This is a genomic window from Lacticaseibacillus chiayiensis, assembly GCF_004123795.1.
Lineage (GTDB): Bacteria > Bacillota > Bacilli > Lactobacillales > Lactobacillaceae > Lacticaseibacillus > Lacticaseibacillus chiayiensis.
Map to the genome: position 1 here is coordinate 22158 of NZ_MSSM01000014.1, position 22605 is coordinate 44762.

Annotated in this window: 25 protein-coding genes; 14 read left to right on the forward strand and 11 right to left on the reverse strand. The window is 46.9% G+C overall.

What is annotated here, in order from left to right; all coding sequences use genetic code 11:
* Nucleotides 1–8 precede the first annotated feature (8 nt).
* Entirely contained in the window at nucleotides 9–1817 is a 1809-nt protein-coding gene (locus BVJ53_RS06565; protein ID WP_129301715.1) for an FtsX-like permease family protein, read from the forward strand.
* 376 nt (nucleotides 1818–2193) lie between these two features.
* Entirely contained in the window at nucleotides 2194–3087 is an 894-nt protein-coding gene (rhaD, locus tag BVJ53_RS06570; protein WP_129301716.1) for a rhamnulose-1-phosphate aldolase, read from the forward strand.
* Between the two features lie 96 nt (nucleotides 3088–3183).
* Here the strand turns inward: rhaD and BVJ53_RS06575 are convergent, their stop codons facing one another.
* On the reverse strand, nucleotides 3184–3849 hold the full coding sequence (locus tag BVJ53_RS06575; protein ID WP_129301717.1) for a histidine phosphatase family protein: 666 nt from the start codon (nucleotides 3847–3849) through the stop codon (nucleotides 3184–3186).
* A 161-nt stretch (nucleotides 3850–4010) separates the two neighbouring features.
* Between BVJ53_RS06575 and hemH the strand changes: the two genes are divergently transcribed.
* Together hemH and BVJ53_RS06585 are read left to right on the forward strand one after the other, a co-directional pair.
* Entirely contained in the window at nucleotides 4011–4970 is a 960-nt protein-coding gene (gene hemH / locus BVJ53_RS06580; protein ID WP_129301718.1) for a ferrochelatase, read from the forward strand.
* Nucleotides 4967–6319, forward strand: coding sequence for an Nramp family divalent metal transporter (locus BVJ53_RS06585; protein WP_129301719.1), 1353 nt, complete (start codon nucleotides 4967–4969; stop codon nucleotides 6317–6319). Before hemH ends, BVJ53_RS06585 begins: the two co-directional genes overlap by 4 nt.
* A 66-nt stretch (nucleotides 6320–6385) precedes the next feature.
* On the opposite strand, the gene BVJ53_RS06590 is transcribed toward BVJ53_RS06585, so the two are convergent.
* On the reverse strand, nucleotides 6386–7291 hold the full coding sequence (locus BVJ53_RS06590) for a proline-specific peptidase family protein (protein WP_129301720.1): 906 nt from the start codon (nucleotides 7289–7291) through the stop codon (nucleotides 6386–6388).
* 132 nt (nucleotides 7292–7423) lie between these two features.
* Nucleotides 7424–9253, reverse strand: coding sequence for a monovalent cation:proton antiporter family protein (locus BVJ53_RS06595; protein ID WP_129301721.1), 1830 nt, complete (start codon nucleotides 9251–9253; stop codon nucleotides 7424–7426).
* A gap of 71 nt (nucleotides 9254–9324) precedes the next feature.
* On the opposite strand from BVJ53_RS06595, the gene BVJ53_RS06600 reads away from it, so the two are divergent.
* From BVJ53_RS06600 to BVJ53_RS06615, 4 genes are all read left to right on the forward strand, one after another.
* Complete coding sequence (locus BVJ53_RS06600) at nucleotides 9325–9522, forward strand: Tat pathway signal protein (RefSeq protein ID WP_129301722.1); 198 nt, start codon at nucleotides 9325–9327, stop codon at nucleotides 9520–9522.
* Between the two features lie 83 nt (nucleotides 9523–9605).
* The gene (gene helD / locus BVJ53_RS06605; RefSeq protein WP_129301723.1) at nucleotides 9606–11897 is read left to right on the forward strand and encodes an RNA polymerase recycling motor HelD; all 2292 of its coding nucleotides are present in this window, start codon (nucleotides 9606–9608) and stop codon (nucleotides 11895–11897) included.
* Nucleotides 11898–11902: 5 nt separating this feature from the next.
* Nucleotides 11903–12379 carry an acyl-CoA thioesterase gene (locus tag BVJ53_RS06610; protein ID WP_129301724.1) on the forward strand — a complete coding sequence of 159 codons (477 nt, stop codon included), beginning with the start codon at nucleotides 11903–11905 and terminating at the stop codon, nucleotides 12377–12379.
* 222 nt (nucleotides 12380–12601) lie between these two features.
* Nucleotides 12602–14011: a C69 family dipeptidase gene (locus BVJ53_RS06615; RefSeq protein WP_129301725.1), complete on the forward strand. Its 1410-nt coding sequence runs from the start codon at nucleotides 12602–12604 to the stop codon at nucleotides 14009–14011.
* 107 nt (nucleotides 14012–14118) lie between these two features.
* On the opposite strand, the gene BVJ53_RS06620 is transcribed toward BVJ53_RS06615, so the two are convergent.
* The gene (locus tag BVJ53_RS06620) at nucleotides 14119–14409 is read right to left on the reverse strand and encodes a hypothetical protein (protein ID WP_129301726.1); all 291 of its coding nucleotides are present in this window, start codon (nucleotides 14407–14409) and stop codon (nucleotides 14119–14121) included.
* 36 nt (nucleotides 14410–14445) lie between these two features.
* Nucleotides 14446–14790: a hypothetical protein gene (locus BVJ53_RS06625; RefSeq protein ID WP_129301727.1), complete on the reverse strand. Its 345-nt coding sequence runs from the start codon at nucleotides 14788–14790 to the stop codon at nucleotides 14446–14448.
* A 192-nt stretch (nucleotides 14791–14982) separates the two neighbouring features.
* On the opposite strand from BVJ53_RS06625, the gene coaA reads away from it, so the two are divergent.
* Together coaA and guaA are read left to right on the forward strand one after the other, a co-directional pair.
* Entirely contained in the window at nucleotides 14983–15909 is a 927-nt protein-coding gene (coaA, locus tag BVJ53_RS06630) for a type I pantothenate kinase (protein WP_129301728.1), read from the forward strand.
* 180 nt (nucleotides 15910–16089) lie between these two features.
* Entirely contained in the window at nucleotides 16090–17643 is a 1554-nt protein-coding gene (gene guaA / locus BVJ53_RS06635; protein ID WP_129301729.1) for a glutamine-hydrolyzing GMP synthase, read from the forward strand.
* A 164-nt stretch (nucleotides 17644–17807) separates the two neighbouring features.
* Here the strand turns inward: guaA and BVJ53_RS06640 are convergent, their stop codons facing one another.
* The 5 genes from BVJ53_RS06640 to BVJ53_RS06660 form a co-directional block, all read right to left on the reverse strand.
* Nucleotides 17808–18971 (reverse strand): tyrosine-type recombinase/integrase, encoded by a 1164-nt coding sequence (locus BVJ53_RS06640; protein ID WP_129301730.1) that lies wholly within the window; start codon nucleotides 18969–18971, stop codon nucleotides 17808–17810.
* Between the two features lie 106 nt (nucleotides 18972–19077).
* Nucleotides 19078–19443, reverse strand: coding sequence for a hypothetical protein (locus BVJ53_RS06645; protein ID WP_032800991.1), 366 nt, complete (start codon nucleotides 19441–19443; stop codon nucleotides 19078–19080).
* A 55-nt stretch (nucleotides 19444–19498) separates the two neighbouring features.
* Nucleotides 19499–20077, reverse strand: a complete 579-nt coding sequence (locus BVJ53_RS06650; protein ID WP_129301731.1) for a hypothetical protein — start codon at nucleotides 20075–20077, stop codon at nucleotides 19499–19501.
* A gap of 30 nt (nucleotides 20078–20107) precedes the next feature.
* Entirely contained in the window at nucleotides 20108–20548 is a 441-nt protein-coding gene (locus BVJ53_RS06655) for an ImmA/IrrE family metallo-endopeptidase (RefSeq protein WP_191983431.1), read from the reverse strand.
* A gap of 18 nt (nucleotides 20549–20566) precedes the next feature.
* Complete coding sequence (locus BVJ53_RS06660) at nucleotides 20567–21001, reverse strand: helix-turn-helix domain-containing protein (protein WP_129301732.1); 435 nt, start codon at nucleotides 20999–21001, stop codon at nucleotides 20567–20569.
* 135 nt (nucleotides 21002–21136) lie between these two features.
* Here BVJ53_RS06660 and BVJ53_RS06665 point away from each other — a divergent pair, with 135 nt between their 5' ends.
* Together BVJ53_RS06665 and BVJ53_RS06670 are read left to right on the forward strand one after the other, a co-directional pair.
* Nucleotides 21137–21379 carry a helix-turn-helix domain-containing protein gene (locus BVJ53_RS06665; RefSeq protein ID WP_129301733.1) on the forward strand — a complete coding sequence of 81 codons (243 nt, stop codon included), beginning with the start codon at nucleotides 21137–21139 and terminating at the stop codon, nucleotides 21377–21379.
* Nucleotides 21376–21555: a hypothetical protein gene (locus tag BVJ53_RS06670; protein ID WP_129301734.1), complete on the forward strand. Its 180-nt coding sequence runs from the start codon at nucleotides 21376–21378 to the stop codon at nucleotides 21553–21555. The genes BVJ53_RS06665 and BVJ53_RS06670 overlap by 4 nt, the downstream gene beginning before the upstream one ends.
* Here BVJ53_RS06670 and BVJ53_RS06675 read toward each other — a convergent pair.
* A complete protein-coding gene (locus BVJ53_RS06675) occupies nucleotides 21552–21791 on the reverse strand; it encodes a hypothetical protein (RefSeq protein WP_003582698.1) in 240 nt (79 codons plus the stop codon). The genes BVJ53_RS06670 and BVJ53_RS06675 overlap by 4 nt on opposite strands.
* A 102-nt stretch (nucleotides 21792–21893) precedes the next feature.
* Between BVJ53_RS06675 and BVJ53_RS06680 the strand changes: the two genes are divergently transcribed.
* Entirely contained in the window at nucleotides 21894–22037 is a 144-nt protein-coding gene (locus BVJ53_RS06680) for a hypothetical protein (protein WP_167470172.1), read from the forward strand.
* A 57-nt stretch (nucleotides 22038–22094) separates the two neighbouring features.
* Nucleotides 22095–22601, forward strand: a complete 507-nt coding sequence (locus BVJ53_RS06685) for a hypothetical protein (RefSeq protein WP_129301735.1) — start codon at nucleotides 22095–22097, stop codon at nucleotides 22599–22601.
* Nucleotides 22602–22605: the final 4 nt, after the last annotated feature.

Here is a 22605-nt window from a genome sequence, read left to right on the forward strand (position 1 = left end):
GCGATTGTGTGTTACGCAAACTTGCTCTTGGCGGTTTAAAGAACCGTTTTCGAGATTATGCTGTGTTATTTTCCGGCTTGGTGATTGCCAGCGCCGTGTTTTACATGTTCATGGCCTTGGCCACCAACACCAGCTTTTTGACGAAGAATTCACCTGTCGCTTTTACGCCATTCATCTTTGGCTTTGGCGCCGTGTTACTGGCGATTATTACGTTGGTGTATATCGTGTATGCTAACAGCTTCCTGTTGAGTATGCGCCAACGTGATTACGCCATGTTCATGATGCTAGGGGCAAAAGGGCGAAAAATCGGCCAGTTGATTTTTCTTGAAACCGTGACGATCGGGATTCTTGCAACGATTGGCGGCATTGTCATCGGGATGGTCGGCACCAAGTTTGTCGGTCAATGGTTAATCCATACCTTGCATGCGCCGGCCACTGGCTTTACCGCAATCTGGCTGCCGGCGATTTTGTGGACGCTTGGTTTCTTTATCGTTTTGTTTGTTTTTTCGGCGATTTATAACGCTAGCAAACTATTGAAAACGCCCATGATGGCCTTGTTGCATCAAACGCAGACACCTAACCGCATCAAGCAACGTAAAGTCAGTTTTGCCATTCAGATTATCCTCGGCTTGGTGTTGTTGGTTGTCGGTTACTACAGTATGGCTAACATTGCTGTTTTCCAGTTATTAGCGATTCCGCTAGCGTTAGTGACCATTGTGGCAGGGACTTATTTCCTATTTAATTCTGTGTTTGTTGCCTTGATCAGTTTAATGAAGCGCAATAAGGCATTCGCAGCCAAACAGTTGCATACCTTTACGCTATCGCAGCTGAGTTTTCGGATTCGTGATTATACGCGGATTTTATCGGTTGTCTCGATTCTTTTTGCGCTGGCATTAGGTGCGATTACAGTCGGTTTAGGCTTTACCCACGATATTCCGGCATTGGCCAATCAGGCGACGGTTTACGATGTGACGGTGACATCGCCCAATGCGGCAACGCAGGCGGAAGTCAATAAGTTGCAAGGTGTGACTGCTAAACAGCAATACACACTTAAATCAGACGCCAATACTGTTTATGTGAATCAAGCTGCGATCGATGCCCACCCACTGGAAATCAAGGCGAATGACAAAGGACTTAATGCACCAAGCATCAAAGTTACCAGCCACAACTTTAACAAGATGATCAAGCGTTATCCAACGGCTTTTGGTGTTTTCATTGGCAACAATCGCGGTAAGCAAATGAAGGTAGCCGATCCCGCTACGTTTGCCAAGCTGGGGCATACGGAGACGCTGACGACGATCAAGGTGCGCGATTTTAACCAGAATTATGACACGATCCAGAAAATCGTGACGATGCAACAGCACCAGTATCCGCGGTTGGGCCAAACGAATTCCGATCAGAAGTTTGCTTTTTATGCCGTTGTGAATGGCATGTATTCCGGTCTTGCGTTCATGGGCTTCTTCCTAGGTCTTGCGTTCCTGGCCATGCTGGCGTCCACGCTCATGTTCAAAATTCTGTCGGGAGCCAATGACGATCAAAGCCGCTACCTCATGCTCCAAAAGATTGGGGCACGGCCGCAAACATTACGGCGTTCAATTCGTCAGGAAATCGGTGCACTGTTCCTGCTGCCAGGGGTGGTAGGCATCGTGCATGTGCTATTTGGCCTTCAGATGTTCAAGGCCTTGTTGAGTCAGCCGTACGCGAATTTGCTCGTACCATTTGGCTTGTTTATCATCTTGTACGGGTTGTATTATTTGGCAACGGTTTGGATTTACCAGAGTATTGTTATCAACAAGGATCTGGCGGCGAAAGCTTAATTAACGCCACTGGATCTAGAGGCGCAGGTTAAAATGCGAAGCAAAGCAGTCCGTGAGTGCGGGCTGTTTTTGTTTTCGGCGTTTCCTTATGAGAACTCTCCAAGCCAACTTCGAATTTGTGCTTACGTCAGCTTGCTGACATGTACATCTGTTCCGAATCAGCTATTTTGATGCGTACATTTGGTCTGGTCGAGCGCTTACATTGCTTCGTAAAATAGGGGTTGTAAGAAAGATTGATAACAAATCAAACCGAGAGCGATACTGATTCAGCGAGGCTAGGCGTTTCTGACAAGGGTCGTGACGCATGATCTGTTTATTTGTCACTGTTTTTATAAGCGCTCGGGGCGATGACCATAAGGAAAGAAGGAACGTTTTCATGGCAGATTCAAAAAAGGATTTCTTGAATCCCGAATATACTCAGGCGTTTATTGATTCACCGTTTGTTCAACAAATGCAAAAGGTGACCTGGAACCTTTATCAGCACGGTTGGGATGAGCGTAACGGCGGCAATGTCAGCTATCGGTTGACGGAACAGGAAGTTAGCCAGTATGGTGATGTGCATGAAGTTAAGCGCAACATTCCGATTAAGTTTGATGCTGGCGAATTGGCTGGCCAATACTTCTTGGTAACCGGCACTGGTCGCTACTTCAAGAATGTTAAGGACTTCCCGGAACGTGATACCGGGCTTGTCCGGATTGCCGAAGATGGCCACAGTGTTGATTTGTTGTGGGGCTTTTCAGACGGCGGCCAGCCAACCAGTGAATTCCCGGCACATTTGATGACCCACATCCAGCGGCTCAAGAAGGATCCTAACCAGCGCGTTGTCATGCATTGCCATCCAACCAACACGATTGCCATGACCTTCACATTGCCATGGAGAGAAAAGCTCTTCAGCCGGATTTTCTGGAAGATGCAGGCTGAATCGATCGTTGTCTTCCCTGAAGGTGTCGGCGTTTTGCCATACATGACACCAGGCACGAATGAAATCGGTCAGGCAACCGCTGAAAAAATGGGCACCTACCGCATTGTGCTCTGGCCACTCCACGGCATTTTTGGCGCAGGCGACTCCATTGATGAAACCTATGGCTTGATCGAAACTGTCGAAAAAGCCGCGACCATTTACACCGCAATTCAGGCGCAAGGTGGCAAGTTCGTCAACGAGATTACCGATGACAATCTGGAGCAATTGGCACAACGCTTCGACTTAACGCCAAATCCAGAATTCATCCATGGCGATTCGCTGATTAAAGAAAAGGAATTGGTCCACTAGTCGTAACTAGTATGTTTGCCAATTGAGACGTAAAAAGACCACGCAGCCAAATTTTGACGTGCATGGTCTTTTTTTGATGCTAAAGGCAAGAAACAATCAAGCCTCAAACTCGTTATAACTCAGTATCTTAATCCCCGTATCCGTCAACAAAATCTTGCTAATCGACCCATTACGCGGCGAATCGGTGACTACGAAGCCGTCGTTTTTGCCGAACTTGTCGACAATGCTGCGGATGGTGGTGCCGTGGCTGACCATGAGCACCTTGTCGCCTTCTTTGTTTTCGGACCGCAGCTGGCGGAAGCCTTTCATGAGGCGAGTCCAGTAAGTCCGCGCGTCTTCGGCTTCATGGAATGGATCGGCATCGTGCATGAAATCTTTTGACGCATCGACACCATATTGTTCCAGAATTTCGGGATACGTCTTTGCCCCATGCGGAAAGCCAACCATGTACCAGGTTTGGCCAGAATCCTCGCCTTCAAAATAGCCATAAAACTGCTCCCGGAAAAATGGCGTGACTGTCAGCGGAATCTTACCGGTTAGATTCTTGCTTAAAATTAAATCAGCCGTTCGCGTTGCCCGCGTCGTGTCACTGCAATAAGCATGGGTAAACGCGACATTGCGCAAAATAATGCCAGTGCTAGTACCGTCTTTGATCCCGTTTTCAGTCAGTGGTGAATCGCACCAACCTTGCATTTTATTGAAATGATTGAACCATGTTTGGCCGTGACGCACTAGATAAACGGTAATACCCTTCGTAGCCATCCTGTTGCCTCCTCGAAAGTTTACTTCTAAAGATAGTTTAGCATAGAAACGCGAGTAGGTTAGTTTTGAACGGATGCTTATTATGAAAGAAAACGCCGTCAGAAGAAAGTGCACTGTGTTATTCTTAGTTTATGATTTTGACGCATGATGGGGGCAGTAAAATGGTTAAAGGGTTGTTAATTGTGAATTTGGGTTCGCCGGTTTCGCCAAGTACGCGGGATGTCCGCCGGTATTTGCAGGAATTTTTAAGTGATCAGAATGTTATCACGATGCCTAAAATGTTGTGGCAGCCGATTTTACGCGGCTTTATTCTGCCTTTTCGCAGTTGGCGTTCAGCAACCTTTTATCAGCATGAATGGACAAAAGCCGGATCACCGTTAATTGCTTATACGCAGGTGACGCGCGATCGTTTGCGGGAAGTGTTGCCGGACTGGGATGTCCAAATGGCAATGAATTATGGCGGCGAGTATCCCATTGGCGAGACGCTGCAGACTATGGCGACGCGTGGAGACCATCCGATTGTGGTCATTCCGTTGTTTCCCGAGTATACGCAAAGCACGACGAAGACCATTTTGGATAAAGTGGCGGCGTCTGGCGTCAAGACGTTGGTTGTCGATCACTTTTATGATCAGCCGGCCTATTTGAAGCTATTGGCCCAACAATTAGATGAAGCTTACAGTCAGGATCAGTACGATGCTGTGATCCTGAGCTACCACGGGATTCCAACATCCATGGTGCGTCATGGCGATCCTTATCAGCAAGCCTGTGAAGCCACGACTGCAGGCGTTAAACGCTATTTAAAGAAGGTACCTCAGGAGAAGGTCGAAATGTGTTACCAGTCCAAATTTGGCCCGGTCCCATGGCTAAAACCATATTTGCGCAACCGGCTCATGGCGTTAGCGGCGTTGGGCAAACGGCGAGTGTTGGTGGCCACACCGAGTTTTGTGGCAGATTGCCTGGAGACGCTAGAAGAAAATGACGTTCAAAACTACCAGACATTTCGGGCCAATGGCGGCAAAGTCTTTAAATCAGTGCGACCGATGAATGGGTGTGCACCATTTTGTGACATTCTGGCGTCGCTTGCAAAAGAAAAAGTTGCAGCGGAGGCCCATAGACAATGAAACAAGATGATCGATTGCAGGCGCAACAGGCCAAGCGCAGTCTAGATGACATTAATCGCAGTGTGCAGGTACCAGGTGTTTACGAAACCTCCTTTTTCCAAAAGTTTCTGGCTTATAGCGGTCCCGGAGCGCTGGTGGCGGTTGGCTACATGGATCCGGGAAACTGGCTGACAGCGTTGGAAGGCGGTAGTAAATACCACGACGCGTTGTTGTCGGTGTTATTGATGACCATATTGGTTGCCATGTTTATGCAGAGTCTGTCGATCAAACTCGGCGTTGTCGCGCGATTGGATCTGGCACAGGCGATTGCAGCCTTTGTGCCAAAATGGACGCGGATTTGCCTGTGGCTGATTAATGAGGCGGCGATGATGGCGACAGATATGACAGGCGTCGTGGGAACTGCCATTGCGCTGAAGTTGCTGTTTGGTCTGCCTTTAATGTGGGGAATGTTGCTGACGATTGCCGATGTGCTGGTTGTTTTGTTCTTTTTGCGTTTTGGCATTCGGCGCATTGAACTGATTGTGTTGGCCTCGATTTTAACAGTGGGGATTATTTTTGGTATTGAAGTGGCGCGTGCGCATCCCTCAGTCGGCGGGATTGTTGGCGGTTTCGTACCGCGCCCGGAGATTTTGACGAACCACGGGATGTTGGTGCTTAGTCTGGGGATTATGGGTGCCACAATTATGCCGCACAATATTTACTTACATTCCTCGTTGGCGCAAAGTCGCAGGTACGATGAACATATCCCAGCGCAGGTGACCGAGGCACTGCGATTTGGCAAGTGGGACTCTAATGTGCATCTCGTGGCAGCGTTTTTGATCAATGCGTTGTTGCTGGTGTTGGGCGCAACGTTATTTTATGGGGTCGGTGGACACGTGACGGCGTTTCAGGGCGTGTATAACGGGTTGAAAAATCCGGCCATCGTCGGCAATCTTGCTAGCCCGATCATGAGCACACTGTTTGCGTTTGCGTTACTGATTACGGGATTAATTAGCTCGATTGCCAGCACGTTAGCCGGACAGATCGTGATGGAAGGCTACCTCAACATTCAGATGCCGTTGTGGGAACGACGCTTGTTGACGCGGGCGGTGACTTTGATTCCAATCATGATCATCGGTTTCATCATGGGCTTTAGTGAGCACAACTTCGAACAGGTCATTGTCTTTGCGCAGGTGGCCCTAAGCATTGCGCTGCCGTTTACGCTTTTTCCTTTAGTCGCGCTAACCGATCGACGCGATTTGATGGGGGATCATGTTAATTCGCCGGTCGTGCGCTGGGGCGGCTACATACTGACAGGGTTGATCACGTTGCTCAATCTGCAACTGATTGTGTCCGTCTTTGTACCGTGATAATACAAAAAAACCGATTGCCATTGAAGGTAATCGGTTTTTCTATGTCAGGCTCACTTTTGCAACTTAGTCATTGAACTTCCCATTTTCAACATCTGAAATAAACTGCTTCAAATGCTTGAAGTAAACCGGCGCATTGTCGATCATGTGATGGTGGCCGCCATTAGGAGTCGTAACGAGACGCGCATGCGGAATGACTTCGGCCATGCGTTGCGCGGTTTTTAGTGGCATGGTTTCGTGCTCGCCAAATGTCAGCAGCGTCGGTACCTTGATATTATGGATTTGATCGCTAATGTCCCAATCCTTCAGCTTGCCAGTGACAACGAATTCGTTATCACCTTGAAAAGCGTTATAGACCGGTGTCGCCATCGTGTTAATTAAATGGGAAATAGCAGGTGGCTGCTTGCGATCAACATACTCCCGGTTGAGGACATCGACATATTTTTGATACTGCGGATCGTCCCATTGACCGGCTTTTTCGATTTTCTTCATGTATTTAACAGCTGAAGGCGGCAATGCCTCTTCGCGAACCAAGTTGATGTGCTCCACATACTCATTGATGTTATCCACCATGGATGAAATGATGGCACCCTTAAGATGCTGGCCATATTTCAGCGCATACAATTGGGTCAGTGCGCCGCCCCAACTTTGACCGATTAAGTAAAAATGATCCAAGCCAAGCTTCTTGCGCACTTCTTCGACTTCACCCAAGAAATAATCCGTGGTGAGGTACTTTTTGGCAATTTCCGGATCGGAATAATCAGGCTGATCCGAATAAAACGATCCCAGCTGATCATACATATGCACCTGAACACCGAGATCAGCGAGTTCTTCGCCAAAATTCTCCCAGTATTCGTGGGTGCCACCAGGGCCGCCGTGCAGGCACAACAGATGAATATCACCTTCGCCTTGCGTATTGGTCCACAGATGGTAGCCGTTGTCTAAGGTCAGGATCGTTGTTCCTTGTTTCATTTGATCACCTTTTTTCTTAGAATAATCTCATTGTACCACGCCGACAAGCGAAAGCCTGCTGGAAAACGGCGCATAAAACGTGAATGGGTACTTTTGTCATTGCACTGCCTAAGAGATCATGCTGCGAATAACTTAATTTGGTTTTTCAACCTGCGTCCGAATGTTGCGGATCAAATGTTTGTCGCCAGAGAAGATGAGGTGATCGCCAAGGTGCAGCTGGGTGTCGCCGTGCGGAGCGATGAACTTTTTGTTGCGGTAGATCTGGCTGACGGTGATGTCGTCAATGAATGGCAGGTTCTTGAGCTCGAGACCGGCAAAGCGCGAGTTGCGAATGGTCACTTCGTAAATTCCGGCAATGGTATCGTCCAGAATCTGCAGCGTGGATGGCGTTTCGATTAGGCTGCGGAGAAGCGCAATGTTGGCGTCAAGCGCATTGAAAACTTCAACGCCTTTATCCCGCAAACGATCATAGCGATCCGTGGTTGCATCTTTGGCGGCGAATCGGGCAATAATGCGCGGCACTTTATGAGCGAGCGCCATTTTGGCAAGTGCATAGTTAGTGTCAGCGTTGAAATCGCCCAACACGATGATGTCGCAATCAAAAGCATCTGCCTTTACCAATGCGTCTTCTTGATAGGTGGTCAAAGCAATGTTTACTTCGGAATTATAAGTGCGAAAGTTTTCTGCCTTATCTGTGAACAATTGCACATCATAACGCTCGGAACTTAGGTGTTGTGCAATTGGCACAGTCAACAAATTGCCACCGATAAACGTGACATGAGTTTTTTTGAAAGTCTCCGGTTCCGGCTTGAAAAAGCTATTGAACAGAATTGGCCCACTGACACAAGCAATGACAGCAGCTAATGTAAAGGCACCGGATTGTTGCTCGGTCAAGATACCGAGATTACGGCCAACAGTTAACGTCGGGATCACTAAGGTAATGGTGGTGGTTGACAAAAAAGTGCCGGCTAGTGCGTTTTGCATTTTGAAGCGATGCCGCAATACCGGAATAAGGCCGATTTTTGTGATGAAAAAGCCAATCAGTACCAGTGGAATCAATGAGAGACTTTTCGGATCAGCCATTAATGCTTTTAAATTCAGGTTGGCCCCGGTGACGATAAAGAAAATCGGAATGAAGAAGCCATAGCCCAGGGAAGTTAATTTATCCCGGGTTTCTTGACGTGGCCCGAGCAGATTCATGACCATACCAGCGAGAAAAGCACCCAAAATGGATTCGGCACCAACTCGCGAAGCAATGGTGACCAGTGCAAAAACCAGGAAGAAGGCCAGCCGAATATCCAATTGCGTTGTGCTTTTATCAATTGCTGCAAAAAAACTATACACACGTTTAAACCGAGCGAGTAAAACTAAGGCTGCCAGCAACAGCAGCAGTAGCAGCCAAAGATTGCTGTCGCTATTGCCATTCAAGGCTGAATAAACGGTTAAGCCGAGTAATGGGATGACTTCACCGAAAGCGGCAATGAGCAAGATCGTTTGGCCAAGTGGTTGGTGCAATAATTCTTTTTCTTTTAACGCGGCAATGACGACGCCGAGCGCAATGGTGGTAAAAAGAATTGTCGCGAAAATCGGGTGATTGAAGAAGCGAATGAGTTGCAACAGGTAGCTGAACGCTAGACTAAGCACAACAATCGAAGCAAATCCAACTACAGCCAACATCACGGGATTTGCGGGTTGCGGCCCTTTTGCCGTCTTGGGTTGTGGCTTAAACAGGGAAAAGTCGATTTCCATCCCTGAAAGAAAAATCAGGATCGTCACGCCGAGTTCGCTTAGCCCTTGCATATCGCCACCGGTATGCACCCAGCCGAGCATACTTTTGCCTAAAACAATGCCAACTAGAATCTCGGCTACCGCAGTCGGGACGCTATTAATATGAAAATGTGCCATGAACAGCGGCGTTACCAGAGCAGCTGTCAGGACAATTAAAAGTGAAATAGATTCCATAATGACCTCCGATCAGCGATAATAGATGAGTCAATCGTAACGAAAAGGTTGGATAAATGAAAGGAATGCGTATGATACAAAATCAAAAGCCGTCACGTCAAGGAAAATCTTTCTTTAATCGCCGCGCCGTCATTGTCGGTACTTGCGTCTTAGTCGGCTTGATCATCAGTCTACCATTTAAAAAGATTTTGCTAGGCGTCGCGATCGGTTTGGCAGTGGGTTATGTGCTGGAAGCATGGACACCGTTGTTGCGGGGAAAGTTGAAATAGTACACATGTTGTTTTTGCGGCGCACGCCCATAAGTGATAAGATGTTATAACGATTATTTGATAACCGTTAAGGAGATGGTGACGTGGCTGAGAATGAGCAGGCTAAAGAGCAGCAACATTTAGATGGCATCATGAAGGAGCTCTCCAATGCCGAGGTTCGTCTTTCAAAAGAGATGGCTAAGACCAAAACTGAAGAGAAAAGCATCAGTAACAACTTCTTCAATGATTTTTCGCTTAACTTCAGTAATGATGCGGAAACCATTGAAACCGCTGCTTCGATCCAACAACAGCAACGCGTGCTTGATGAGCGCACCAATGCATGGAAGCAAAGCGCCCAGCAACTTGCGACGGTAAAACGATTGGCGGGCAACCCGTACTTTGCCCGGATCGATTTTCAGGAAGGCCAGGAAAAGCCGGAAACGATCTACATTGGCCTCGGCTCGTTCACCAATGAGGCCGGCAAGTTTCTCATTTACGACTGGCGCGCGCCGATCAGTTCCATCTACTATGATGGCGGGTTAGGCAAGGTCACTTATCAAACGCCGGATGGGCCGCAGCAGGTCAACGTCTCTTTGAAACGGCAATTTGTGATCAAAGACGGTCGAATTCAGACCATGTTTGACACCACTGAAACCATCGGCGACCAAATGCTACTGGAAGTATTGGGCGAGAAGTCCGATACGCAGATGAAGACGATTGTCACGACGATTCAGCGCGAACAAAATCAGATCATTCGTGACACCAAAGCCGATTTGCTGTTTGTGCAAGGTGCTGCCGGTTCCGGTAAAACCAGTGCTGTGTTACAGCGAGTGGCGTATCTGCTTTATCGTTACCGTGGCAATCTGACTAGCAGCCAGGTGATTATGTTCAGCCCGAATCAGCTTTTCTCGGACTATATCAGCAACGTTTTGCCGGAATTAGGCGAGCAGAACATGGTGCAATTCACTTATTACCAATATGTGACGCGCCGGCTGCCGCACATTGACGTCCAGAATCTCTTTTCTCAGTTTGAGCAACAATTGACGCCGGTGCAAAAGAAAATCGCCCGCGTCAAAGGCAGTTTAGATTTCTTCAACGCGGCCAAAACATACGCCACCAGCCTGGAACGTTCCGGCTTGCGCTTTCGGGATATTCGCTTCCGCGGTGAAGTTTTCTTTTCCCGCAAGCGTATTCGCGAGATCTTTTATAGTTACAACGAAAATTATCATATGGGTAATCGGCTGAATGCCACCAAAGAGCGGCTGATTAAAATGCTGAATCGCAAAATTGAATCCGAGACGAAAGCGCAGTGGGTTCAAGAAGCGGTGCAGAATTTAAGCGATGAAACGATCCGATCGATGCAACAAAATGGTCCCAAAGAGTTTAAAAATAGCGATGACGAATATCGCTTCTTTGCCCGGCAACTGGTCATGAAGGGCTTCGACGAGATTCAGCAGGATATAGTGCGGAATCGCTTCATTAATATTCGCGGCCAATATGTCAGTTTTTTGCGGGAAGTGCCGGCAATTTATGATTTGGCGGCAGAAGGCATTTCCGAAGACGAATGGCAGGCGGAGGTCGATCACTTCATCGATGAGTTCAAGCAGCGGCATTTACCGATGGCCGATGCGACGCCGTATTTGCATCTTTACGACTTGATTACCGGCCGGCATGGTGAACGCGAAATGCGGTATGTGTTTGTCGACGAAATTCAGGACTACACACCATATCAGCTAGCGTATCTCAAGGACAGCTTCCCGCGCGCCAAATTTACGTTGTTAGGTGACCTGAATCAGGCCATTTTCACTAAGGACGATTCGCGGACGCTGATTAACGAAACCAGCAAGTTGTTTGATCCGGAGAAAACCCGCGTCGTTCAATTGACGCAAAGCTATCGGTCAACCAAGCAAGTCACGGAATTCACCAAAGCCATTTTGACAGCGGGGCAGAAAATCGTGGCCTTCAATCGACAGGGACCTTTGCCAAAACTGGTTGTGCGGTCTGACGAAGCAGGACTGATGACCGCGCTTGAAGCACAGTTAAAAGTAAACAATAAAGCCAAGCAGACAACCGCGGTGATTGCCAAGACGCTCGAGGATGCCGAGGCGATTTACGATCAGATGAAAGCGGCGGGCATTAAAGTGACGCTCATCAAGTCTGAAAATCAGCGGTTAGCCGCTGGCGTCATTGTGGTACCGAGCTTCCTGGCTAAGGGGCTTGAATTCGACGCCGTGGTGCTTTGGCAGGTCAATGCGGCGAACTACCACGAAGAAGACGAGCGGGAATTGCTGTACACCGTCGCGTCCCGGGCGATGCACCGGCTAACGATGCTTGCTAGCCCGAATGTGACACCGTTGTTGGATAAGGTTCCGGCAGATCTGTATGAGCGGGGGTAAAGTTGGTGGTTAAAATGCGTGATACTTTGGCAGTTTCGAGTTATCGAGTCTTTCCCGGGATGTTAAATGCCCACAAGACATTGTTCGGCGGCCAGATTTTTACCTGGATTGATGATGTCAGCTCGATTGCGGCGCAGCGATTAGGCCGCCGCGGTTTGGCGACCGGCTCACTTGATATGGTGCGTCTGGATGCGCCAGTCACTTTAGGAGATGCATTGGTGATCAAGTGTATGGTCAGCGGCGTGGGCCATCGATCCTTGGAAGTGTTTATTCATTTAATTGGCGAGCATCTGGCGACCGGCGAACGTTTTCAAGTCGGAACGGCTTTTGCTACTTTTGTCGCGCGGCATAAAGAAGACGGGCCGTTGCCGACACTTGAAGCAGAATCGGATTTTGAAAAGCGATTGCTGGCAGGCTATGATGAGCGGCGTGCGGATTATCGGAAGATCAATGCCAGTTTTGGTGAGGTGCCGCTAGATTAGCGAGATGGGACGTGTGATATTTGTCATAGGATTAATTTGATCTGCAACTTTGAATCGCCTGTCATGAGAAAACATATCTTAGACAGGCGATTTTTGTATCCGCGGACACATGCATTCGTGTTTCCACCCTTGGCAAACCGGTTTTTGCGCGGTAAAGTTAACCATAAATCAAGCTTGAGGGCGTCGTGCAGGCGAGACTATTTTGAAAGAAGGACGATTATTTTGGCAAAACGTTATGTCGGCTCGTGTACCACAGTGTTAGTAGGTAAAAAAGCCTCGATTGACGGTTCGACGATCATTGCGCGTAATGAGGACGGCGAATCACCGTTGCATCCGCAAAAGTTTGTCTATGTCAGACCTGAAGATCAGCCACGTCAGTATCATTCTGTGCTCAGCAAGTTTTCAATTGATTTGCCTGCCGATCCGTTGGGTTACACTTCCACGCCGGAAGCTGAAGACGGCCATGGTATTTGGGCCGCAGCCGGGATTAATAGCGATAATGTGGCGATGACGTCGACCGAGACGATTACGACCAATAGCCGTGTGCTTGGCGTTGATCCGTTGGTGCCAGCAGGTATCGGCGAAGAGGATATGCCGACGATCGTTTTGCCGTACATTCATAGTGCTCGTGAAGGTGTCCAACGGCTAGGCAGTCTGCTGCAGCAATATGGCACGTATGAAAGCAACGGTATTGCGTTTGCTGACAAAGACGAGGTTTGGTATTTCGAAAGCATCGGCGGTCATCATTGGGCAGCCATTCGGATTCCGGACGATGCTTACGTGATTGCGCCGAACCGCTTCAATATCACCGATTTTGATTTTGCCAGTGATGATACGATGAGCAGCGCGGACTTGCGTGACTTGATCGAAACATATCATCTCAACCCAGACGCGGAAGGTTACAATCTGCGTCACATTTTTGGCTCAGCTACCATTAAAGACACCCGCTACAACAACCCGCGGGCATGGTACGGTCAAAAGTACTTCAATCCTGAATTTGACACCACCCCGATTGATCAAGACCTGCCGTTCATTTGCCGCACCAACAAGAAGATCAGCATTGAAGACGTCAAGTTTGTGGAAAGCTCACATTACGAAAACACGCCTTACGATGTTTATGGAACGACCGGCACACCGGCGCAGAAGAAGCTGTATCGGCCGATCGGTATCAACCGAAATCAGGAACTCCACATTTTGCAGATTCGCAATGACGTGCCTGCAGCCGTCGCCGGCATTCACTGGCTGGCATTTGGCCCCAATACGTTCAATGCTGTTGTGCCGTTTTATGCCAACGTGAACGACACACCGGCCGCATACCGTGACACCGGTGACCATTTTGATGTTTCCAAAATGTACTGGCTGAGCAACCTGCTCGCGACTTTTGGCGATTACGACTTTTCCTTGTTCAAGGATCTAGAAGACACCTTCGAACAAAAGACCGTGGCTGCTTGCCGCCATCTGCAACTGCAAACTGACAAAGCGGTTCAGGATACTAAAAATATCCGCGAGCACCTAACCACAGCAAACGAACAAATGGCTGAACTGGCTATGGCTAACAGCAACGAGCTACTTGGACAAATGGTGGCAGCTGCCGCACCGAACATGAAGTTGAAGTTTACTTTGCACGATTAATGATTGGCAGCAAAAAAGCGCTCGAGTTTGGGCGCTTTTTGTCTGGGCTTAAACATAGATGAATTGCTGCGGGATTTGGCTAGCAAAAGCATGATGCATGGGAGCGATCAGTGATGGCGATTACGTTTGCGATAGGCACGAAACTGGAGCGTCGCACGGATCAGGGCACTCGGCATGAGGGCAATCATCAGAATACCCATCAAAACAAACATACTATATTTGACCTGGAATTTTGCGACGATGAGCATCCAGAGGCCGAATCCGGTGGCCCCGATGCAAACGATTGCCAGTGACAGATACCACAGCCAGTACCAAATCGGACGCGGGTGATGTTTGAAGCTGGGAAAGAGAAAAAACATAAACAAGATGGAAGTGACAAAGCTAATGATTTGACGCATTGCCCAGTGTCTCCTTAATGTTAAGCATTCAGCCAATTAAAGTTCCTGATAAGGTTTTTCGGCTTCGACTTTAGCATCTCGCTGTCGACGGATCGTGCGTCGGTAGCCGAAAAAGTCGATCAGCGCATGGCCAGCTGGGAACCCGCCTGCTGCTAGGAACAACAATCCGCCAAATAGTGGTACTGTATTAAACGAATCCGTCAGTAAATGCAATAAAAGCCAAATACCAAAACCGGCAATGGATCCACTGACTGCTAGCGTTAACAAAATCCGAAATAAATTAAACTTAGGCGGTGATTCAAGATCGAATTCTGGCCAAAAAATCGGTATGAGAATGATCTCGAGTAACGGTTCCAAAATAATAGAAAGAAATTCAAACATAGCAACCCTCCGATGGTAGTGAGCGTGAGCCGACGCGTTCAGAATCCGGGGAGTCCATGACGGCAAACAGCATGAACTAATTGCTTCAATTGTGGGCAACCTTTTCCCGGCTGTCAAGCAAAATCGATTGACCGAATAACTAGTCGTTTCTATGCTAAAATAAAACCATTAAACGCAAGGACACGGTATGTTATGCAATCCGAAATGAATTTCTATAAGTTTGATCGGGCAGAATGGTCCCAGTTCCACTCGCAAAATTTTACCAGCGTGACCGATGCCGAATTGGCGCAGTTACGTTCACTGAACGATGAAATCAGTCTTGATGATGTCAAAACCATTTATTCACCATTGCGCCACCTGATTCACATTCGCTATGAGGATTACCAAGGCGATATGTTCACCTTGAACCGCTTTTTGGGGATGCAGCGCAATCCGCATACGCCATTTATTATTGGCATTGCTGGTTCCGTAGCGGTCGGGAAAAGCACGACTGCCCGCCTGCTTCAGTTGCTGTTGAGCCGGGCGTATCCAGACAAGCGCGTCCAGCAAATTACCACAGACGGCTTTTTATATCCCAATGCCGAACTGGAACGGCGCGGCATTTTGGATCGCAAAGGCTTCCCTGAAAGCTATGATATGCAGTTGCTGATCCACTTTATGAACAACGTCAAAAATGCTAGCGGCGTAGTGCGCGCACCGAAGTATAGTCACCAGATATACGATATTGTGCCTGACGAGTATGAGGTTATTGACCGGCCGGATATTCTCATTGTGGAAGGTATCAATGTCTTGCAGCTGCCAAGTAAGCAACCGATTTATGTCAGCGACTATTTTGACTTTTCCATTTATGTCGATGCTGATCCAACCTTAATTGAACAATGGTATCTGGAGCGATTCGGCATTTTGCTGGATACGGCCTTCACGGATCCGAGCAATTACTATTATCAATATGCCATTGGAAATCGCAAGGACGCTTTTGACATGGCGCGGAAGGTCTGGCGGGATGTCAACCTTAAGAACCTGAAGGAATACATTCTACCCACTAAGACTCGGGCAGATGTCATTTTGCATAAAACGACGGGACACAAAATTGATCATGTCGCATTACGAAAATGGTGACGGCAGGTGGTTACGATTTTTCAAAAATCGGACCGCACATACTGAATCGGCTGAAATGAAGGCAGCCAATCATGCGGTAGCCTGGCGTATGGTTTAGATGAGAGGCTTCTCACGCACGATTGACCAGCTTGTGAAAACTCTGTAAAATTAGTGCATTCAAACAAGGGAGTGTGGCGGACTGTGGCAAATGACCAGAACAAGGATTACGACAAGATCATCGTCCTCGATTATGGCAGTCAATATAATCAGTTAATCACCCGGCGAATCCGGGAATTTGGTATCTACTCTGAATTAAAGCCTCATACCATCACGGCGGCAGAAGTTAAAGAAATTGCGCCAAAAGGGATTATCTTCTCAGGCGGCCCCAACAGTGTGTATGACAAAGGCGCGCTTGGTGTTGACGAAGACATTTTTAAACTCGGTATCCCGATTCTGGGTGTCTGTTATGGCATGCAGCTGATGGCCCAGCGGCTCGGCGGGGATGTTGAACCGGCCGACAATCGCGAATACGGCAAAGCCGACATTGAAGTGACCGACGACAGCGCGAAGTTATTCCGTGACCTGCCAAAAGACCAAACCGTCTGGATGAGCCACGGCGACCTCGTGACCCGTGTGCCAGATGGTTTCCGCACGACGGCCACCAGCATTAACTGCCCGATCAGCGCCATGGATGACGACGACCGTAAATTCTACGGCATCCAATTCCACGCCGAAGTGCAAAACACCCAGTACGGCCACGAGATTCTGCATCATTTTGCCTTCGACGTCTGCCACGCCGAAGCTAACTGGAGTATGGACGATTTCATCACCAAGCAAATCGCTAAAATCCGGGCCGAAGTCGGCGATAAACGCGTTTTGCTTGGCCTCTCCGGCGGGGTTGACTCTTCGGTTGTTGGCGTTCTGCTGCACAAAGCAATCGGCAAGCAATTGACCAGCATCTTCGTGGATCACGGCCTGCTTCGTAAAGGCGAAGCCGAACAAGTGATGGACAGCCTCAAAGGCAAGTTTGGCCTCAACATCATCAAGGTTGATGCCAAGGATCGTTTCCTCAATGATCTAAAAGGCGTCACCGATCCTGAAAAGAAACGCAAAATCATCGGCCGCGACTTTATCGAAGTCTTCAATGAAGAAGCCGCCAAACTCAACGGCATCGAATTCCTCGCCCAAGGTACGCTTTACACCGACGTTGTTGAATCCGGCACCGACACCGCGCAGACGATCAAGTCCCATCACAACGTTGGCGGCCTGCCAAAAGACCTCAAGTTTAAGCTCATCGAACCTTTGAACAAGCTCTTTAAGGATGAAGTCCGCGAACTCGGCGAAAAGCTCGGTATGCCACACGCACTAGTATGGCGACAACCATTCCCAGGGCCGGGTCTTGGCATCCGTGTTATCGGCGAAGTCACCGAAGACAAGCTGGAAATCGTCCGCGATTCCGATTATATTTTGCGGGAAGAAATTGCGAAACATGGCTTGGATAAGGATATTTGGCAGTACTTTACGGTGTTGCCAGGGATTCGGTCTGTTGGGGTCATGGGCGATGGTCGGACGTATGATTACACCATTGGTATTCGTGCCATTACCTCCATCGACGGCATGACTGCTGACTTTGCTCGAATTGATTGGGATGTGTTGCAGGAGATTTCAAGTCGGATTGTTAATGAGGTTAAGCACGTTAATCGGGTTGTGTATGATATTACGTCGAAGCCGCCGGCAACGATTGAATGGGAATGACCGGTATCAAAAATTAGAAAAGCTAAGCTTGGGTAAAACACGTTTAAACCGTGGTTCCCAAGCTTTTTTGTTTGTCGTTTTTGCTTTTTAATATCGTGTAAGTGTTCCTTATTTGTGGGAGATTATGTGGGATATTTTCAAAATCAAAAAATCCCATATAGAAATTAAAGAAACTTATCAATACTATTAAAAACATTTAGACTAGCGGCTTTTGTTGAACGGGTGTAGTCTGCTGTCATTTGAAGATTCTTATGTCCGAGATAGTGCATGACATCAATTTGTGGTTTGTTGGCAGCAATCGCCTGTGTTGCAAAATAATGCCTGAGCAAATGTGGGTACACTTCAATGCCGGACTCATTACTTACCTTTCGCATCAATCGGTTGAGATGGGTGGGGTGCAATGGGTTGCCATCATTGTTAAGCCACAGCCAATGTTTCTCAGCTTGAATATGGTTCCTTTGCCTTAGATTATCAGCCGTAATCATTGCGTACTCCAAATAATCAACAGTTTTGCCAAATGCCCATATGGTTCTGTACGATGATTTAGTCTTGAGTGGTCCGCCATTAAGTTCATTTGTGTTGCGTTGCATGTCAATCGATATTTGCGCGACATCGGCATCGTTGATTTGATCGTGGGATATTTTGATGGACTCATTTCGAAGACCCATCACTTCTCCGCGGCGAAGCCCAAGGGTTGCAGTGATGATCAATGCCATTTCGTACTTATCCAGATTCGTCTTTGCTGTATTTAGCCACAACTCAAATGAATGTGGTTCTAAATCCTTATTTCGAGGCGCTTTTCCATTGATTTGCATACCTCTAAGCCGATTTTTGTCGATGACATCCTCAAATTCAGCAGCATTCATGATGCTCTTCATGACAGCATCAATGGTATGGACAGTTGTCAACGCTAGACCTGATTGTGATAACTCATCGAGAAAACGCTGATATTTGGCTCTTGATACATCTTGTAGAGGTGTTTTGCCAAATGCCGGCTTGAGGTACTTTGAATAGAAGTTCTTGTTCGCTCTTGCTGTTGATTCACGCCAGATACCCATTTTCATTTTTCGCTTTGCCATTTGCCGGTAATATTGATCAACTGTCATTCTATGACCCAAAGACTCTGAAACTTCTCCGCGAGCAAGCTTTGCCTCAAATTGTTTAATTTCAATATCAGCATCTTGCCAATGAATGAAACCGGATTTTGAGAACTCTTTTCTTTCTCCCATAGCATCGTCATAGGTTCGTCTGACACCAAATCTTTTTCCTTTTTTGGTCTGGTATTCATATACCCCGGGATGGCGTTTGTATGGTGTCCATTTTGGCATAATAGTACCTCCAATTTGTCTATTAAGTTGATTGATTTGTACATAAATTCAAACGTATGTTCGTTTTACCGTTAAAATAAAAGCCCCAAAGTAGGGGCCTCGATTATTACTTGTTTGCCTGTTTACGTAATGCAATAAAGTGCCAAACAAAGAAGCCGACACCAATGATGAATGAAACCCAACCCCAGATTTGCAAGTCTGAATATACGTGTGCATTGCTAATCGCGAATAGCCATGAAATGATCATCAAGACAAGGCCGGCAATGTCACCGCCAAGCTTTTCTGACTTGCGTGTAACAATATAAATAATTCCCGAAGCGATGAACAGAATTGCTACCACAAAGCCAGCACTTCCACCCACATCCTTTGACTTATCAATAGCATTACCAACACCCACGGCGCATGACTGCAGCAAGATAAACAAGGATAATACGATTTGCAAAATCCCAACAACTAATTTTGTAGTTTTCAATATATGATGCCTCCAAAAAATTCAGCTTTTATAGTCGTCAGTATTTGGACTAATTTTATTTAATAGAAGGCATGTCATTTCGCTGCCAATATTTCGTGGCAAAGGCAGGAACATTGCCATCAGAGAATCCTTCCAAATTCAAATCATTCAGTCTTGACCCGTCTAGGTCGGCTGTCATGGCCTTTAGCTGATGTGTATTACCTCCTGCGTCATCGAATGGATAAGTCACCATGACAGCTATATTTGCAAAATCATTGCCTTTTGATTTCTTGAATGCCTTCCAAACTGACGCGATGTCAGCATGCATCGTTTTGACTGCATATTTGTCGTCCACGCCGCTGTCTTCTTTAATGGTTACAAGAACAGTTTTCGATTTGGGGTCATCGTAAACACCGCCTACTTCAGTGACTTTCAAATCAGGTTCATAATGTTTCAGCATCGCCTTTACCGATTTGTTACTGTTCAATTTATAAACTTTTTTAGAAGGAGCGGGGGGCTCAGAAAACAAGTAATTAGTACAGCTGATTGCACCCTTTGCTAAAATTAGGATTGCTACTATAAGAAGCCAAAACTTCCATCTTTTCCAAAAAGGTTTTTTGATCTCTCGATGAGATATTCGTGTTTCGTGACCCATTTTTAATCCTCCGTCAATATTATTTGTGACTCAATGTATAACTTCAAAGTAGCGCCACATCCAATGGGGTAGTTCATACTGATCCAGAACAGCATTGTAATTCATAGGAGAAACTTCCTGATCGCCGAAAACAAGCTCAAACATAAAACAGTTTGCTTGATACTCGTTATCACCAACCATAGGCTCAGCTCCCACTCTGCTAAAAAAGTTGGTGTCTAATCCTCGATGCATTTTGCAATGACCAAGCTCATGGGCACAAACCGCCGTTGCCTGACAATCGTTAAGCGACCAGGACAAGACTATCAGTGGCATACGGCTAATTTGCATGCTATATCCTAGTATATTATTGCCTAGGTCACTTCGACGAATAGAAATACCGTCACCTTTAGCGAGCTTAAAAGGGTCGCTAGTTCCGTATCGATTAGACATATGATCAGCAGCAGCTAGCGCTTCACTTTCTGAATATCCCAATAGAAGTCACCCCCTAAGTCACTCTTCGCTACCGCGATACTTCTTGGGGGTGAACTTCTTTTTTGCTAGTTCTTTGGCCAAAATGATTGTCTGTCTCATTGAGGCTTCTAACAAAGCACGGTCTTCATCCGTAAGTTCGCCCCCATTTTTGAAATAATTAACTCCAGTTTTCCCAGTAACGCCATTCATAGCATCGTTCAGAATGGTTTCAACATCTTTGTAGTCTTTGTCTGTCAATGAATAGTAGTGGCGTTTATCCGAGTTTCCAAGAAGATAGTCAATGGAGACATCAAATAATTTAGACATTTTTCTTAGGTCTTCGTTGCTTACACCGCGTCTATCATTTTCCCAGCTAGTGACAGTGCTTTGGCTCACGTTCATTTTTTCTGCAAGCATTGGCTGAGTCATTGAGTGCTCTTTACGCAAGCTTGCGATACGTTCTCCAGTAGTCATATAAGCACCTCCACGATTAGTATTATATATTGTACTCTTAGTAAGGGCTATAAATATCAAAAAATATGTACAAAAAGAGTTGACATGTACAGTTAGTAACTGTACTATATGTACATAAGCAAAGGAGGTCATAACATGAAGTTAAAGCAGGCTCGTGTTCGATCTGGAATGAGTCAAGAAGAGCTAGCAAACCGTGTTCATCTGTCTGTATCTATGATTCAGTCAATCGAGAACGGACGGCGAGATGGCTCTACAAAAACATTGATTGCTTTGGCAGCAGCGCTTAATACAACGCCAAACGATCTTTTGTATGGAACCGATAATACTATTAGTACAAGTAAACGCATTCCCGCCCAGCGAGAGGAGGTGGCACGATGAGCAACGAGTTGAGTGAAGAACGCCTGCGCGAAATTGCTAGTGCGTTAAGTGGATTAACCCCAAGCCAGTGGAACGATGTGATGCTGACAATTGAACACTTATACCATCCGGTAAAAAAGGCGCTGACATCCGAGGAAATCAGCGCCATGTTAATCCAAAACAAAAAGTGGTTTTAGTCGTTTACCACTTGTAGTTGGAATGGGCTTACCCGGTAGTCACGACCTTCATATTCGATGTGAACAAACGGGAAGCTTTCTAGCTTGCCAGGAATTGTGTTGAGCGGAATTGAATCCAAAATGCCGCCTTCCTTGACCCACGTGACTGGGTCGGTTCGATCTTTTGAGACGACGGCGTCTTCCTTAATTTCCGTCCAACCCATCGGAGCTAGATTGGCATAAAGATGCACTGACATTTTTATCACCTCCTTTCGATGCAATTATCGCACTCGGCGGGAGGCAATCACACAATATTCAGTTTTCAAGTTAAGGAGGTGAGCTACATGGATCGATAGCAAATGATCGAAGCGCTGATGAGCTACCGCGATGATAAGCCCAAAGCTTTTTGGGAAACCATGGACGATGACATGCTCGAAATGGCAATCAGTGCTGAAAGAGAACGTGCGAGGAACGAAATGATTGATTACCTTGCTACAGCTTAATTATCAATCTAGGCGTTGTATAAGGCACCTAAAAAAATAGACGAAAGAAGGCGTCATATGGCAGATGCAAAATACCCGCGACAATTATCGCTTGCAATTGAAGCCTCTGGGCTAAGCAAACGGTCCATAAGCAAGAAGTCGTTTTTATCCGAGAGCTCAATTGGCAAATATGCGTTAGGTCAGCGGAACGTTGATCACGAAAAGAAAAAATCGTTGTGGTCACTTTTGAAGGGAGTGCGCTTAGGGCTTTCTTCAGCCAGAGCAGACTTTGGAACTATTTCGTTCATGAATAATCCACGAATTAACCAAGATGTTTTTGCTGCTACGACTACGGCAGATCAAGAGGAGTCTGAAAGAAAAGCAATCTGGACTGACTTCAAGAATGCAATCAAGGTTCCAAAGGAAAAGAGAACTCGACAGCAACAAGAGACTGTCACAACGGGGTTTAAGGAATTGGTTGAGGAGATTGCTTCTGAGCAAACCGAGCTAATTGAGCTTGCAGAATATGGAGGCATTGATCTACAGCCGTTCATTGACAAATTTAACCAAACGTTTGGAGGGTAACAAA

Bases quoted from the DNA above. Each gene is read 5' to 3' on its own strand.
- rhaD (WP_129301716.1), top strand. From the start codon at position 2,194: ATGGCAGATTCAAAAAAGGATTTCTTGAATCCCGAATATACTCAGGCG.
- BVJ53_RS06575 (WP_129301717.1), bottom strand. From the start codon at position 3,849: ATGGCTACGAAGGGTATTACCGTTTATCTAGTGCGTCACGGCCAAACA.
- hemH (WP_129301718.1), top strand. From the start codon at position 4,011: ATGGTTAAAGGGTTGTTAATTGTGAATTTGGGTTCGCCGGTTTCGCCA.
- BVJ53_RS06585 (WP_129301719.1), top strand. From the start codon at position 4,967: ATGAAACAAGATGATCGATTGCAGGCGCAACAGGCCAAGCGCAGTCTA.
- BVJ53_RS06590 (WP_129301720.1), bottom strand. From the start codon at position 7,291: ATGAAACAAGGAACAACGATCCTGACCTTAGACAACGGCTACCATCTG.
- BVJ53_RS06595 (WP_129301721.1), bottom strand. From the start codon at position 9,253: ATGGAATCTATTTCACTTTTAATTGTCCTGACAGCTGCTCTGGTAACG.
- BVJ53_RS06600 (WP_129301722.1), top strand. From the start codon at position 9,325: ATGATACAAAATCAAAAGCCGTCACGTCAAGGAAAATCTTTCTTTAAT.
- BVJ53_RS06620 (WP_129301726.1), bottom strand. From the start codon at position 14,409: ATGCGTCAAATCATTAGCTTTGTCACTTCCATCTTGTTTATGTTTTTT.
- BVJ53_RS06625 (WP_129301727.1), bottom strand. From the start codon at position 14,790: ATGTTTGAATTTCTTTCTATTATTTTGGAACCGTTACTCGAGATCATT.
- coaA (WP_129301728.1), top strand. From the start codon at position 14,983: ATGCAATCCGAAATGAATTTCTATAAGTTTGATCGGGCAGAATGGTCC.
- BVJ53_RS06640 (WP_129301730.1), bottom strand. From the start codon at position 18,971: ATGCCAAAATGGACACCATACAAACGCCATCCCGGGGTATATGAATAC.
- BVJ53_RS06650 (WP_129301731.1), bottom strand. From the start codon at position 20,077: ATGGGTCACGAAACACGAATATCTCATCGAGAGATCAAAAAACCTTTT.
- BVJ53_RS06660 (WP_129301732.1), bottom strand. From the start codon at position 21,001: ATGACTACTGGAGAACGTATCGCAAGCTTGCGTAAAGAGCACTCAATG.
- BVJ53_RS06665 (WP_129301733.1), top strand. From the start codon at position 21,137: ATGAAGTTAAAGCAGGCTCGTGTTCGATCTGGAATGAGTCAAGAAGAG.
- BVJ53_RS06670 (WP_129301734.1), top strand. From the start codon at position 21,376: ATGAGCAACGAGTTGAGTGAAGAACGCCTGCGCGAAATTGCTAGTGCG.
- BVJ53_RS06675 (WP_003582698.1), bottom strand. From the start codon at position 21,791: ATGTCAGTGCATCTTTATGCCAATCTAGCTCCGATGGGTTGGACGGAA.
- BVJ53_RS06680 (WP_167470172.1), top strand. From the start codon at position 21,894: ATGATCGAAGCGCTGATGAGCTACCGCGATGATAAGCCCAAAGCTTTT.
- BVJ53_RS06685 (WP_129301735.1), top strand. From the start codon at position 22,095: ATGGCAGATGCAAAATACCCGCGACAATTATCGCTTGCAATTGAAGCC.